This window comes from Haloarcula rubra (assembly GCF_019599465.1).
In the GTDB taxonomy this organism is placed as follows: Archaea; Halobacteriota; Halobacteria; order Halobacteriales; family Haloarculaceae; genus Haloarcula; species Haloarcula rubra.
In genome coordinates this window covers 376,023-389,376 of the sequence record NZ_RKLR01000003.1, presented here as the reverse complement: position 1 = coordinate 389,376, position 13,354 = coordinate 376,023, and the positions used below count along the sequence as shown (strand labels likewise).

16 protein-coding genes and 1 tRNA gene are annotated in these 13,354 nt (G+C 67.0%); 9 read left to right on the top strand and 8 right to left on the bottom strand.

The genetic code is table 11. The annotated features are described in order from the left end of the window. Window positions 1-14 precede the first annotated feature (14 nt). Both EGH21_RS10265 and EGH21_RS10260 read left to right on the top strand, forming a co-directional pair. Window positions 15-242: a DUF5795 family protein gene (locus EGH21_RS10265; protein WP_220618381.1), complete on the top strand. Its 228-nt coding sequence runs from the start codon at window positions 15-17 to the stop codon at window positions 240-242. A 55-nt stretch (window positions 243-297) separates the two neighbouring features. Next, window positions 298-478: transfer RNA gene (locus tag EGH21_RS10260), tRNA-Trp, on the top strand. Between the two features lie 563 nt (window positions 479-1,041). On the opposite strand, the gene EGH21_RS10255 is transcribed toward EGH21_RS10260, so the two are convergent. Continuing rightward, the gene (locus EGH21_RS10255; protein ID WP_220618380.1) at window positions 1,042-1,401 is read right to left on the bottom strand and encodes a DUF7522 family protein; all 360 of its coding nucleotides are present in this window, start codon (window positions 1,399-1,401) and stop codon (window positions 1,042-1,044) included. A gap of 253 nt (window positions 1,402-1,654) precedes the next feature. On the opposite strand from EGH21_RS10255, the gene EGH21_RS10250 reads away from it, so the two are divergent. From EGH21_RS10250 to dinB, 4 genes are all read left to right on the top strand, one after another. Beyond that, entirely contained in the window at window positions 1,655-2,035 is a 381-nt protein-coding gene (locus EGH21_RS10250; RefSeq protein WP_220618379.1) for a hypothetical protein, read from the top strand. A 42-nt stretch (window positions 2,036-2,077) separates the two neighbouring features. Beyond that, complete coding sequence (locus tag EGH21_RS10245) at window positions 2,078-2,401, top strand: DUF7964 domain-containing protein (protein WP_220618378.1); 324 nt, start codon at window positions 2,078-2,080, stop codon at window positions 2,399-2,401. A 222-nt stretch (window positions 2,402-2,623) separates the two neighbouring features. Further along, window positions 2,624-3,145 (top strand): hypothetical protein, encoded by a 522-nt coding sequence (locus tag EGH21_RS10240; protein ID WP_220618377.1) that lies wholly within the window; start codon window positions 2,624-2,626, stop codon window positions 3,143-3,145. Window positions 3,146-3,211: 66 nt separating this feature from the next. After that, window positions 3,212-4,531, top strand: coding sequence for a DNA polymerase IV (gene dinB, locus EGH21_RS10235; RefSeq protein ID WP_220618376.1), 1,320 nt, complete (start codon window positions 3,212-3,214; stop codon window positions 4,529-4,531). Window positions 4,532-4,537: 6 nt separating this feature from the next. On the opposite strand, the gene EGH21_RS10230 is transcribed toward dinB, so the two are convergent. After that, entirely contained in the window at window positions 4,538-4,885 is a 348-nt protein-coding gene (locus tag EGH21_RS10230) for a hypothetical protein (RefSeq protein WP_220618375.1), read from the bottom strand. Window positions 4,886-5,029: 144 nt separating this feature from the next. Between EGH21_RS10230 and EGH21_RS10225 the strand changes: the two genes are divergently transcribed. Continuing rightward, window positions 5,030-6,790 carry a helicase HerA domain-containing protein gene (locus EGH21_RS10225; protein WP_220618374.1) on the top strand — a complete coding sequence of 587 codons (1,761 nt, stop codon included), beginning with the start codon at window positions 5,030-5,032 and terminating at the stop codon, window positions 6,788-6,790. A gap of 13 nt (window positions 6,791-6,803) precedes the next feature. Here EGH21_RS10225 and tpiA read toward each other — a convergent pair whose 3' ends face one another. Beyond that, entirely contained in the window at window positions 6,804-7,451 is a 648-nt protein-coding gene (tpiA, locus tag EGH21_RS10220; RefSeq protein ID WP_220618373.1) for a triose-phosphate isomerase, read from the bottom strand. Window positions 7,452-7,564: 113 nt separating this feature from the next. Here tpiA and EGH21_RS10215 point away from each other — a divergent pair, with 113 nt between their 5' ends. Next, window positions 7,565-8,122 (top strand): response regulator transcription factor, encoded by a 558-nt coding sequence (locus EGH21_RS10215; RefSeq protein WP_220618372.1) that lies wholly within the window; start codon window positions 7,565-7,567, stop codon window positions 8,120-8,122. Here the strand turns inward: EGH21_RS10215 and EGH21_RS10210 are convergent. From EGH21_RS10210 to hisC, 4 genes are read right to left on the bottom strand one after another with little or no spacing between them, the layout of a single operon-like run. Beyond that, the gene (locus EGH21_RS10210) at window positions 8,119-8,646 is read right to left on the bottom strand and encodes a multiprotein bridging factor aMBF1 (RefSeq protein WP_220618371.1); all 528 of its coding nucleotides are present in this window, start codon (window positions 8,644-8,646) and stop codon (window positions 8,119-8,121) included. The two genes, EGH21_RS10215 and EGH21_RS10210, sit on opposite strands and share 4 nt — an antisense overlap. Before the next feature lie 43 nt (window positions 8,647-8,689). Beyond that, the gene (locus EGH21_RS10205) at window positions 8,690-9,298 is read right to left on the bottom strand and encodes a CDP-alcohol phosphatidyltransferase family protein (RefSeq protein WP_220618370.1); all 609 of its coding nucleotides are present in this window, start codon (window positions 9,296-9,298) and stop codon (window positions 8,690-8,692) included. Continuing rightward, entirely contained in the window at window positions 9,295-9,801 is a 507-nt protein-coding gene (locus EGH21_RS10200) for an adenylate kinase family protein (RefSeq protein ID WP_220618369.1), read from the bottom strand. The genes EGH21_RS10205 and EGH21_RS10200 overlap by 4 nt, the downstream gene beginning before the upstream one ends. Next, on the bottom strand, window positions 9,798-10,880 hold the full coding sequence (gene hisC / locus EGH21_RS10195; RefSeq protein WP_220618368.1) for a histidinol-phosphate transaminase: 1,083 nt from the start codon (window positions 10,878-10,880) through the stop codon (window positions 9,798-9,800). Before hisC ends, EGH21_RS10200 begins: the two co-directional genes overlap by 4 nt. A gap of 335 nt (window positions 10,881-11,215) precedes the next feature. Between hisC and EGH21_RS10190 the strand changes: the two genes are divergently transcribed. Next, window positions 11,216-11,671, top strand: coding sequence for a transporter (locus EGH21_RS10190; RefSeq protein WP_220618367.1), 456 nt, complete (start codon window positions 11,216-11,218; stop codon window positions 11,669-11,671). Here the strand turns inward: EGH21_RS10190 and EGH21_RS10185 are convergent. Continuing rightward, complete coding sequence (locus tag EGH21_RS10185) at window positions 11,668-13,305, bottom strand: GMC family oxidoreductase (protein ID WP_220618366.1); 1,638 nt, start codon at window positions 13,303-13,305, stop codon at window positions 11,668-11,670. The two genes, EGH21_RS10190 and EGH21_RS10185, sit on opposite strands and share 4 nt — an antisense overlap. Window positions 13,306-13,354: the final 49 nt, after the last annotated feature.

Sequence of the window (13,354 nt, the reverse complement as noted above, 5' to 3'; positions counted from 1 at the left end):
CTCTGCTGTCCGATATGGCCGACAACCGCGTGGTTCAGGGACGGATGCAGACACCCGAGAGCCTCGCCGAACTCATCGAAGGCGAGAGCGTGATGGACGCAGAACCGATAGAGGACGCCGACGAGTCGTGTCCGGAGTGTGGCGAGAACGTCGTCTCCGTGGGGTACATGCCCTCGGCGCTGGAGTTCGTCACCGGGTACAAGTGCCAAGAGTGTGACTGGTCCGACACCGATCGGGACTGAAACGCCGCCGGGCAATCGAAATCCCTTTAGGTTAACTCGGTAAACGACGGAGTGCGGGGTCGTGGCCTAGTCCGGGAAGGCGGCTGACTCCAGAGGCCACGTGCCTGGGACGAGACTCCAAGGGCTGATATACTGAGCGGCCGACTGATCATCGGTTCGCGACGATGACCCTCTGGAGTTCCGAGGCACAGGACGGAGATATCAGCCGATCGGGGGTTCAAATCCCTCCGACCCCACTCCATATTGTCACCGACGATATCTCGAACCGTGAGACCCTGTTCTGGCGACGTCGGGGCCGATACGTGGAACAGGCGCAAACGCCCATCGTCACGCTCGCTCCGACCCATCCCGACTTCCGAGTCAGCCTCGGACCTGCTCGACCGGACGTGACGCTCGGGGAATAGTGTGAAGGTGTCGCAGCTGAAGCCCGTGGAGTGAACCGCCATCGAGAGTCACGGAGACGACACAGAACTGGAGAGTCGGATCGAGCGACGTCGACAGAGATAGCCGGGAGAAGTGAGACGTAGGCTCGACGTCGGGGGGCCCGTCGAGGGCGAGGACGTGAATACATATTCACCGCACGGCCGACGCGGCGAATACAGTTACCCACAGTGTTGAATGTGTTAGCTCTACACAACGAAACTGCCCGGTGTCAGAGGCACTACCGACAACATCCCCCCTGTCGTCGCTGCCCTCGTTCCTGTCACCGGCACCCCCCAACGGTTTGCACTCGACGCCATCGGCCGGTCCACCCACCGGCTCTTTCTCTTTCCCTCTCCGAGGGACCGACTGTGGGCACTCACAGCGTACTGTCGATCGGCTCGGTCTTGCAGAGGTCGACGAACTCCCGCATCGCGAGGAGCGAATCGGGGTCGATAGAGACGAAGACCCCCGATATGTTCGGGCGAACGAAGTGGAAGCACATCGCCTCCTCGAAACTGTGGACGGTACAGTTCAACCGCCCGACGTCGAAGACGTCTTCGAGGTGTTCGGTCCCCAATCCCTCCATGACGAGTTCCTGGTGGATGCGGTCGATAACGCGCGGTTTGGACTGTACGTCCGGCCGCTCGTAGAGTATCTTGCAGGTGTCCTCTCGGTACGCTGCGACGGCGCGAAGGTTGTCGCCAACCTCGTCGCGGAGCGACGGGACCAGTGACATACGTAAGCAATTCACGTGGCACCGTGCTAAAGGTGTGTGGTCGTTCACGTGGCCGAGACACCGGTTCGGTGTCCGGCGACGAACAGAAAGCTGATAACGGCCCTCGGTATCGGGCTAGTGGGGACCTGGTTGTGGTATAGTGCGCCAGTTCCCCGTTCTACCGACCACGCCATCTGAGCGGCGACACTGCTCGCGAGGGCGTGCCTTACTGGTAAGGGCCAACTCCAAAGCACCGGTGTAGCGACGTACTCGTATGGCTGTCACGGAAGCAGGATTCGACGTCGAAGCGGACACACAGGCGAACACGCTGTACCTCGAATTCTCGGGGACGCTCTCTCCAGCCCAGATCAAGCAGGCCGCTGCCGAGGCCCTCACGTCGGCCCGGCATCTCTCCGAGGGCTTCTCCGTCATCAACGACATCTCTGCGTTCACGCCGCCGTCGCCGGAGGCGGCGAAACCTATCGAGGACGCTCAGAGCGAGTTGAAACAGATGGGCGTCGGCGACGTCGTCCGTGTCGTCGCGTCGGAGACGAGCGCCGTCACCGAGAACGCGTTCGCCCGACGGTCACGCGCGGCCGGGTACGAAGGCGAGACGGCGGCGTCGGTGGCCGAAGCAGAGCGCCTGCTCCACTGAGTCCCGAAACCGATTTGGGCGTCCTGTGGCGACACTGACCCGATGACTACGCTGCGCGACTCGTTGCCCGAGCGCCCCCTATCGACGACAGAGGTCACGGCCCTCGAAGCGCAACACGACGACTACGGCGTCGCGCCGGTCGGGTTCTTCCCGGAGTTGGACGTGGTGACGGCGTTCGTCGTCATCGTGGACGGCGACCACGGGTACAGCCTCGGGTTCGACGGGCGCGACGAGCGGTGGGTACTCGTCGAGCAGTTCGAGGACGGTGACGACTTCGCCGGCGTCACGGACCGCCTCCGTGAGTGGGTCGGCGAGGATTGGGACGACGTCGACGAGGACACCGTCGAACTGGACGACGTCGCCTGACGCCGGCCCCTCTCCTGTCAATCTGACTGAACAACATTGAAGTGGTATCGTGTACAACGTTAACACGGAGCCCCCGAGCTCCCAGCGGGAACGACCGCTGTAGCTTCCGGGATTGGCATCGACGGCCAACTATCGTCGGCGGGCTAGGCCACCCCGCCGACGTGCGCTTCGTTTCGTGACGGCGTCGACAGGTTGAGGTTCTTCTCCCGCTATGTCGTCCCAATGAGCACCTTGGCCGCAGTTCTCAGGGTCGGCGAGACACCGCCGATAGGTACGGGGATGGTCCCACGCGTCGAGGCGCACCTCTACGACGGTGGCCTCCCGCGACTCGTCGCCTACCGGGTGACGGAGGGCCCGGAACTGGAGCGGTACCCGGGCGGGTACGCACCGGACTTCGCCGCCGAGACGACGTACCCGGTGACGGACGTACTGCTCGCGATACCCGAAGCGCGAGCGCTCTCGTCCATCGGGCAGCGACTCGACACACTCTCGACGAAGGCCGAGGCGAACTACGGCCGGGACTTCGGGTCGATGGTGTTCACCACGGACGTCGAGTGGGGGAGCGACGGCTACGGCCGCCTGTTCGAGGCTCGGAGCCAACTGGAGGCACACCCGTTCGACGGACAGGTCACCGTGACGCTGACGCCGGGCGCGACGGACGAACAGACTGCGGCGCTCCGTGAGAACCTCGACCGGATAGCTGGCCCGACGCGTGTGTACGTCTCGGCGGAGAACGGCGAGTGAGAGTGGTCGGTGGCGAGTGGTCCGCTCGGGCGGAGAGGTTTTGACCCCGCGTGTGTACTCTCGGATATGGACGCGGCGCGGCTTCCCGGAACCCAGACGACCGACCAGGTAGTCGCGCACGTCGACATGGACTGCTTCTACGCGGCCTGTGAACGGCGGCGAGAACCCGCCCTCGAAGGCGAACCGCTCGTCGTCGGGATGGGGTACGAGAACGGGGAGACCCACGGCGCAGTCGCGACGGCGAGTTACGAAGCACGGGAGTACGGTGTAGAGTCGGCGATGGCTATCTCGGAGGCACTCGAACGCCTCCCTCGGCGAGTCGAGGCCGCCGAAGACCCCGAGACGTCGGTCGAGGCGGCGGGATACTACCGCCCGGTCGATATGGACCACTACGAGGCGGTCGCGAGCGAGGTCAAGGACGTCCTCCACGACGCCGCCGAGGTGGTCCGCGAGGTCAGCATCGACGAGGCGTACCTAGACGTCACCGACGACGTCGCGTGGGACGAGGCCGAGTCGTGGGCCGACACGCTAAAGGCGACCATCGAGTCGGAGGTGGGCGTCGTGGCGAGCGTCGGCGTCGCGCCGACGATGAGCGCCGCGAAAGTCGCCAGCGACCACGACAAGCCCGACGGCCTCGTCGTCGTTCGACCGGGGGACGTCCGGGAGTTCTTCGCGGACCTCCCCGTCGAGGAAGTCCACGGCGTCGGCCCGGTGACGGCCCGTGAACTCGCGGCGCTGGACATCGAGACGGCGGGGGACCTCGCCGCGGCCGACCCGGAGACGGTCGCCGAGCGATTCGGCGACCGGGGGCTGGAGATACGGCGCTACGCCCGCGGCGAGGACACGCGCACCATCACGCCGAAGGGCGACCCGAAGAGTCTCTCGCGCGAGTCGGCGTTCACCGAGGCCGTCGAAGACACCGATCAGAAGCGCCAGAAGGTCGAGACGCTCGCGGCGGCCGTCGCCGACCGCGCCCATCGCAAGGAGGCCCGCTACCAGACTATCGGCATCAAGGTCGTCGAACCGCCGTTCGACGTGAACACCCGCGCCCGGTCACTGCCCGGGCCCGTCGACGACGCGGACCTCGTCAAGTCGGTGGCGCTGGACCTGCTGACGGAGTTCGAGGACGCCGCGGTCCGGAAGGTCGGCGTCCGCGTCTCGAACCTGGACTTCTCCGCGGGGCGACAGGCCAGTCTCGGCGGGTTCGACAGTGAGGACTCGCCACAGACGGACGACGGTGAGGGGGCGACGGGCGGTTCGACCACCGAGAACGACCCGGAGGGACAGGTTTCGCTCACCGAGTTCGGCGACACCGCGTCGGGGCGAGACGAGGACGCGTCGTCTGCGAACCGCGACGGACAGGTGTCGCTCGACGACTTCGACTGACGGCTCTCAGGCGACGCCGTTCTCTAAGTTCTCCAGTAACTTCCCGACGAACAGGCCCGCACGCGGCGAGATGGTGTCTTCTGCGGGGACCGTCGTCGGGTGGGCGGCGAGCGTCTGGACGAACTGCTCGCTGTGGGTCATCGCGTTCAGCATGTCCACCACGTCGACAACCAACCCCTCGTCGTCCGTCTCCATCTCCGGGTACCGCGCCTTCTCGGCGTCGGTGTAGGTAATCGTCCACGCCGGGCCACCGACGGCGTCGAGGACGTCTTCGAGCGGTGCCACCTCCAGCGGTCCGTCGCTCGTCCCGACGAAGACGACGCCGTCCTCGACGTGGGTGTCGTAGCGGGTCATGCGGTGGTCACCGACACTGGTTACCACGGGGACCGCCAGCACAATAGCCCTTGCTCACCTCTCACCGGTACGACTGGTCGACTGGCTGACTAGCGTCTGACGGAGAGTTATGGGTGGTGCGGTGCTCTGTCCCGACAAGAACGCATGGCAGAGACTGAACACATTACCGTCGCGGACACGAGCGCGGGCCCCGGCGGCACCGAGGACCCGGGGCAGTCCGTCGACATTCCGGTGGTCGAACTGCTGACCGGACGTGGGTTCATCACCGGCAAGTCCGGGTCGGGGAAGTCAAACACCGCCAGCGTCGTCGCCGAGAAGTTGCTCGACAACGGGTTCGGCCTCCTCGTCGTCGACATCGACGGCGAGTACTACGGCCTGAAAGAGGAGTACGAGATTCTCCACGTCGGCGGCGACGAGGAGTGTGACATCCAGGTCACCGAGGAGCACGCGGGCAAGATAGCCTCGCTAGCGCTCGAACAGAACGTCCCCATCATCCTGGACGTCTCTTCCTTTCTCGACGAGGAAGAGGCGGAGGCGTTGCTGACCGCCGTCGCCAAGCAACTGTTCGCCAAAGCGAAGAAACAGAAACAGCCGTTCCTGATGCTCGTCGAGGAGTGTCACGAGTGGATTCCGGAGAAAGGGTCGATGGGCGAAGTCGGCAAGATGCTCATCAAGATCGGGAAGCGGGGCCGCAAACACGGCCTCGGCATCGTCGGCATCAGCCAGCGACCCGCCGACGTCAAGAAGGACTACATCACCCAGTGCGACTGGCTGGTGTGGCACCGGCTCACGTGGAACAACGACACCAAAGTGGTGGGTCGCATCCTCGACAACGACTACGCCGACGCCGTCGAGGACCTGGACGACGGCGAGGCGTTCATGATGACCGACTGGGCCGAACAGGTCCGCCGCGTCCAGTTCCATCGCAAGCAGACCTTCGACGCCGGCGCGACGCCGGGGCTGGACGACTTCGAGCGGCCAGAACTGAAGTCGGTCAGCGAGGATTTGGTCTCGGAACTGGAGACCATCAGCGAGGAGAAACAGGCCACCGAGAACCGCATCAAGGAACTCCGCGAGGAACTGGACAAGAAGAACTCCCGCATCGCCGAACTGGAGACGGAACTGCAGGACGCACGCGACCTCCAGCGGATGGCCGAGCAGTTCACCGAGGCGCTGGTCGGACACGTCGAGGGGTACAACCCCGGCCGCACCGCACAGGAGGAGATGCGCCGACAGCGCGAACGACTCGCCGGTCCGCCCGAGGAGGACGACGCGGCAGCGGCGAACGGGTCGGCGGGGACCGACGAAACGGAGGAAGCACCGCCCTCCGACGCGACCTCCGGGGGCGGGTTCGGCGACGCGTTCAGCGCCTTCAGCGACGACGGCGTGGCGATGAACGGCGGGAGCGACGACGCCGTCGTCACGAACGGGGCCGCGCCGGCGACGAACGGTGCGTCGACGAACGGACACGCCGACGAGGAGAGCGACGCCGACGCCGCCCTCGCGGCCGCGATGGCCGCCGTCGACGACGCCGAGAGCGGGGACGACTCGCCAGCGAGCGACGCGACCGACCGGCCCGCCGTCGTCGCCGCCGTCGTCGCCGACCTCACCGAGATGAACGACAAGACCCTGCGGATGCTGGCCTACTACCGTGAACACGGGCCGGGCACGCCGCTGAACGCGCAGTTCTCCGCCGGCGGTGACGGGGACCGGACCGCGGCGTACGCCCGGAACCGGACGCTACGGCTGCGCGGCCTCGTCGAACACGTCGGTCGCGGGAAGTACGACTACCGACTCCGTGACCTCGTGAGCGAGGAGAGCGACGAGACCCTCGACGAGTCGACGATAGAGGACTACGCTACGCGAATCGAGCGCGACGTACTCGACGGTCACGGCGAGGCGTGACCGGTTTCTGCGGTTAGTTCAGCGGTTCGACGAGGTCTTCGAGCGCCGCGCGCGGGTCGTCGGCCTTCGCGACGCCGCTCGCGAGGAGCACGCCGCTCGCGCCGAGGTCCGAGGCGGAGACGATGTCCTCGCCCGTCGAGATGCCGGCGCCACAGAGGACGTCGACGTCGCCGTCGACGCGTGCCGCGGCGTCGACAGCGCCCGTGACGATGTCCGGGTCGGCCTTGCTGACCGGGGTGCCGGTACCGATGAGTTCCGGCGGTTCGACGGCGACGGCGTCGGGGCCCAGCGCCGCGGCGGCGCCTATCTGGTCGGGGTTGTTCGCACAGACGATGGTCTCTAAGTCGGCCCGGTCGGCCGCGTCCAGCGACGCGTCGATGTCGGCGAGTTTGAGGCGGTTCTCCGAGTGGTTCAGCATGGTCCCGACCGCGCCGGCGTCGGCGACGGCCTCGGCGAGCGTACTCCCGGTGTGACTGCCGTGCTCGTTCGGGCTGACGTGCTGGGCCCACGTCTCGACGCCGGTCTCGGCGACGGCACCGAGGTGCGCGGCCTGCGGCGCGACGGCCACGCGGACGCCGGAGTCGTCGGCCACGTCGGCCGCGGCGGTCGCTACTTCGACTGGGTCGCACGGATACGCCTTCAGGTTGACGAGGACGAACATACACCACCCACCGGGGGCCGCCGGGAAATAGGTTGCGAGAGCGGGGCGAGGCGTCGAACGCCGCGATGAGTGAGCATTAAGACACTGGACGGTGAACAGTCGGGAGACAAGTCGTGACCACCGGGGACGAGACGCCGACCGTACTCATCGTGGAAGACGAACAGCACCTCGCCGACCTCTACACCGACTACCTGTCCGACCGGTTCGACGTCCAGACGGCGTACAGCGGCGAGGAGGGTATCGAGATGCTCTCGCCGGACGTGGACGTGGTCCTGTTGGACCGCCGGATGCCGGTCGTCTCCGGCAACGAGGTGCTCGCCGAGATGGAGGAGCGCGGCCTCGACTGTCGAGTCGCGATGGTGACCGCGGTCAACCCCGACTTCGACATCATCGACATGGGCGTCGACGACTACCTCGTCAAGCCGGTGACCCGTGACGACCTGACCGAGGTCGTCGAGCGCCTCGACAAGATAGCGACCTACAACGAGCAACTCCAGCGGCTCACGTCCCGCAAACTGAAGCGAAACGTCCTGCAGGTCGAGAAGACACAGACCGAACTCGACGGGAGCGAGCAGTACCGCCGGCTCCAGTCGGAGATTGCCGACATCGAAGAACGGGTCGATTCGCTGGCCGCCGAGCTAGACGTCGAAGAGCGGGACCTTCGCCTCTAGTCCTTCCGTTCGACCACGTCGCCGAGGGTGTACTCGCCGCTACTGGACCCACCGGACCACTCGGTGTCGTCGGTGCTGCCGCCCGCGCTCAGGTCGATGCCGAGCGCGCGCTCCAGTTTCGTACGCACGTCGTCGCTGGGGAGCGAGTTCCCCTGTTCGAGCTTTCGGATGAGGCTCGCCTTCTCGTTGAGTTTCTGGGCGAGGTCCTTCTGACTCAGGCCCTCGGACTCGCGGGCCTGCCGAATCTGGTCGTCGAAGTCCTGTGCTATCTCGTCCATCTCGTCGAACATGTCCCGGCGGCGGCCGCCACCACCCGACGAACTCGACGAGGAACTGGACGACGAGGACGACCCACCGCTACTCGACGACGTCGAGTACTTCGTCGACGTGGACGACGAGGCGTCCTGCGTCTTCACCTCTGTCCCGAAGTCGGTACACTCGTCGCAGACGTCGAGTTCTGCCCCCTCGATTTTGACGCGGTTGGGAGAGGAGACCTCCGTCCCGCACATCTCGCACTGTACCATACTGCCGGGTTGGAGAGGGCGCGGTATAAATGGTGCGTTGCCCTCACTCCAGCGCCTGCATCGAGTAGTAGAACCGCTGGAGGGCGGTGACGTGCCCGACGACGGCGAAGACGACGAGCAGCCACCCGACGAGCGTGAGGGTCAGCGCCGTCGGGTTCACGAAGGCCGCGACCCCGGTCGTGATGCCCACGAGGGCGAGACGGTCCGCCCGGCCAAGCAGGCCGCCGTAGACTCGGTCGAGACCGACCGCCTGTGCCTGGGTGCCGAGATACGACGTCATCAGGACGCCGGTGACGGCCGCGATACCGAGGGCCCATCGGCCGAGTCCGGCCGCGAGACCGACGATGATGACGATGTCGGCGTAGCGATCGAGGACGTGGTCGAGCAGGTCTCCTCCAGAGGAGGCCACGTCGAGCTCTCGGGCCAGCGCGCCGTCGACGAGGTCCAGCCAGCCGTTGAGGAAGACGAGGACGGCCCCGGCGAGATACAGCAGGGGTGCCCTATCCGAGACTGCGTAGACGCCGGCGGCGGCGACGGCCAGCAGGAACGCGAGGACGCTGACGCCGTTGGGCGAGAGGCCCACGGTCTTCGCGGCGCCGACGAACGGGACCAGCGCTCGGTCGGCGACCGAGCGGAACCTGTCCAGCGTCATAGCCAGTCGACGTAGGAGACGGTGCCGGCGCTCGGTTCGACCTCGTCGGCGAGGACGGCCGCGATCCCGTCGGCCACCTCGTCCGGGTCGCGCTCGGTCGTGTCTATCTCGTAGACGTTCTCGGTACCGTGGTGGGAGACGGCCTCGGAGAGTATCACGTCGAGGGCCTCCGACTCCGCATTCTCGTACGCTTTCGAGTCCGAATCGCCCCGTTCGCGTAGCCGCTCGACGACGGTGTCGGGGTGCGCTCGGAGGACGATCACGCGATCGGCCGCGAAGTTGTGGGCCAGATGCGACTCGAACAGCACGTCGTCGCGGCCGTACAACCACTCGGCGACGGCGTCCATGTCGGCGACGACGCTCCCGCGCTCCTCGTCGACGCCGGTCGAGAACCCCTCGTCCTCGATAATGTCGTTGAGGTGGACGACGTCGAGGTCTGTCTGGAGCAGTTCGGTCGCCGTGGTCTTGCCCGTCCCGGGCGTCCCGGTGACCGCGACTCTCACGCCTCGACCACCTCGACGACGTCGTTCAGGATCGCGACGGCCCGTTCGGTGTCCTCCTCGGTCCCGCAGGTGATGCGGATGCACTCGGGCAGGCCGAACGAGGAACAGTCGCGGACGATGACGCCCTCCTCCTGTGCGGCGTCGGCGACGGCGGAGGCGTCACCCACTTCGGCCAGCACGAAGTTACCGGCGCTGTCCCACGTGTCCGCCGTCAAGTTGTCGTGGATGTACTCGCGGGCCCACGCGGCCGTCTCGACGGAGCGCTCGACGTGGTCGTCGTCGTCGAGTGCCGCGAGGCCGGCCCGGCAGGCCAGTTCGCTCGCCGAGAACGGCGTGTTGATGCGTGCGTAGGCGTCGGCCCACGACTCTGGGACGAGGGCGTAGCCGAGACGGACGCCGGCTAGTCCGTAGGCCTTCGAGAACGTCCGCAGGAGCGCCACGTCGTCGCGTTCGTCGAGGAGGGGTCGCTTGCTCGGCGACTCCGTGAACTCGCCGTAGGCCTCGTCGACGAGGACGAGCGTCGCTTCGTCCGTCTCCTCGGCGATGGTCCGGACGGCCTCCATGGAGAACTCCGCGCCGGTCGGGTTGTGGGGGCTGGTGAGGTAGACGATACGCTCACCGTCGTAGTCCTTCAGGACGGTGTCGGCCGTCTGGGCGAAGTCCTCGGCCTTCGAGAGCGTGTACTCGCTGACCTCGCCGTGGTGATAGCGCGCGCTCATCTCGTAGTAGGCGAAGCCGGGCTTCGGGACGAGTACCTCGTCGCCGGGTTCGAGCATCGCGCGGGCGAGACAGTCCAGTGCGCCGTCGCCGCCGTTGCTCAGCCACACCTGCTCCGGGTCGGCGTCCCACGTCGCCGCCAGTTTCTCGACGAGGTCGGCGTGGGAGGCCTTCGGGTAGGAGTGCATCCGTTCGGCCGAGTCCCGGATGGCCTCGACGGCCAGCGGACTCGGACCGAACATGTTCTCGTTCGACGCGAGTTTCACCATCTCGTCCGGGTCGAGACCGAGTTCCCGGGCGACTTCCTCGATACCGCGGCCCGCCCGGTAGACGGTGTGAGCGGAGAGGTCCCGTGGTTGCATGGATGTGCCAAGCGGGTGGGGCGGCTTAAGCGTGCTCACCTGCAGAGAGGGCCGTCCTCCGCAGTCCACCCGAACGCACACGCAGGCGGTTCAGTTCATCCCTCCCGAAGAGTACCAATAGTGTGCACGCGGTGCCGGTAGGCGATACCACTTCTCGTCGACCAGTCGAGACCCGGCCGCCGAGACGGGGAACCGATGAGTGGTACCACTCCAACTGGAGCGGACTAGACGTGTCGAGCGGGGTGGAGGCGTTCGAGGACGCTTGCGACGGGTCTTGACGCTCTGTAGCCTGCCTGTTCCGGGGCGTTCAAGAGGCCCGCGTCCAACCCACGGGCATGAGCACAGTCGATGCCGCGGTTTTCGCGACACACCTCGTCTTCGCGGGCCTCTGGTCCGGGAGCGTCCTGTTCGCTACCTACGCCGTCCTCCCGACGGCGATGGACGGCGACACCCGTCCCGGTCCGCTCTCGACGATGACCGGGAAACTGAAAACCGTCTCGCGGGCGAGCGCACTGCTCCTGTTCGTCACGGGCGGTCACCTCGCCGCGACGCGCTACACCGCCGAGTCGCTGACCGGAACCGGTCGCGGCCACCTCGTCGTCACGATGGTCGTCCTCTGGTTCGCGCTGGCCGGCCTCGTCGAAGTCGGGGCCTCGAAACTCTCCGATGGGTTCGACCAGAAGAAGGTCCGCGAACCCGCCCGTAACGCCCGCCCGTTCCTGCTGGGCGCGTCGCTCGTCGCCGTCCTTCTGCTGGTCAACGCCGGCGCCATCCTCGGCCTCTACTACTAGAGTCGCTCGCCGACGTGGTCGGCACACTTCAGCGCGAGGGCCGCGATGGTGAGCGTCGGGTTCATCGACCCGGCGGTGACGAACACCGACGACGACGCCACCGAGAGGTTGGCCACGTCGTGGGTCCGTAACTGCGGGTTCACGACGCTCGTCTCCGGGTCGGTGCCCATCCGGGTGGTCCCCATGTGGTGGTAGGCGGGGCCGGACCCGCCGCCTTCGGGGCCGGCCGTCCACGAGACGTCGACACCCAGTTCGTCGAGAATCGCGTGCTGGATGTCGTTCGCGCGCCCCATCGACCGCCGGACGCGCGGCCCCCACGACCACTGGACGTCGGGGACCGGGTTGCCGTGGTCGTCGGTGGTCGAGGTGTCGAGCGTCACCCGATTCTCCTTCCGGGGTGGCTGGCCGACGAGGCCGCCCATCGCGATGCTGTTGCCGTAGGCCTCTCGGAGGTCCCCCAGCAGTGTGTCGCCCCACTCGTCGGCCGAGAGCGCTAGCTCTACCGGCGACGGGCCGGCGTAGTTGAGGAACTCCAGTTTGATGGGCGAGAGCGCGTCGTCGGAGGCCGGAACGACCGTCTCGTCGTCGCCGACCTGCTCGACGGCCTGCCTCGGGTCGTCGTAGAACTGGTGGCACTCGCTGGTGAGAAAGCCGACGTGGTTCTGGCGGGTTCGCGCGTCCAGCGTGCCGCCCGCGCCGGCGAACAGGTGGTCCATGAAGTACCGACCGACGAGGCCCGACGAGTTCGCGAGGCCGTCGGGGTCGTCTTCCGACCGGGAGAGCAAGAGGAGGCGCGGAATCTCGACGCCGCCCGCCGCGAGGACGAACTCGCGGGCCTCCTGTCGGTGTTCGGTGCCGTCGGGGGTCGCGTAGACGGCCGCGCTCACACGGCCGTCGGCGTCGGTTTCGAGTCGCTGGACCGGCACGCGGTCGAGGACCGTCGCGCCCTCGGCCTCGGCGTCTTCGACGTGGACGCTCGCGTCGTACTTCGCGCCGGAGGGACACACTGGCTGGCAGGTGCCGTAGCCGACACACGGACCCCGGCCGTCGTAGGCCTCGGAGTTGCGGGCGTTCGGGACACCGTGCATCGAGATACCCAGCGACTCGCAGGCCTCGGCGAACAGCGAGTCACTGTACGAGGGTGGGAACCCCGGGAGCGGGTAGGGGTCGTCCCGCGGCGGTGCGAACGGGTTGTCGGCGTCGCCGGCCACGCCCATCGCCCGTTCGGCGTCGGCGTAGTACGGCCGCAGGTCGTCGTAGTCGATGGGCCACGCCGGGTCGTCGTTGTCGTGACTTCCGTCGAAGTCGCTGGGGTGCAGGCGCATCACCATCCCCTGCCAGTGGAGCGTCGACCCCCCGACGCCCTTCACCCGGGCGACGTTGAGCGGGTAGTACTGCTCGCCGCTGGCCGAGAAGGCGTCGCGCTCGCCGCCCATGTCCCAGACTGACCCGTCGTGGGCGGGTCGGATGGCCTCCTCCATCCGACGGGGTCGCTCCTCGAAGTCGAACCGTGGACCGGCCTCCAGAACCACCACGTCGTAGCCGTCGCTCGCGAGTCTGCTGGCGACGAGGGCGCCCGCCGGCCCTGCACCGACGACGCAGACGTCCGCGCGTGACTCCGGCGTCCGCTCCATCTCGACAGCGATTAGGTGAGCCTAAACTTAGGCGTTGTCATCGACGGCG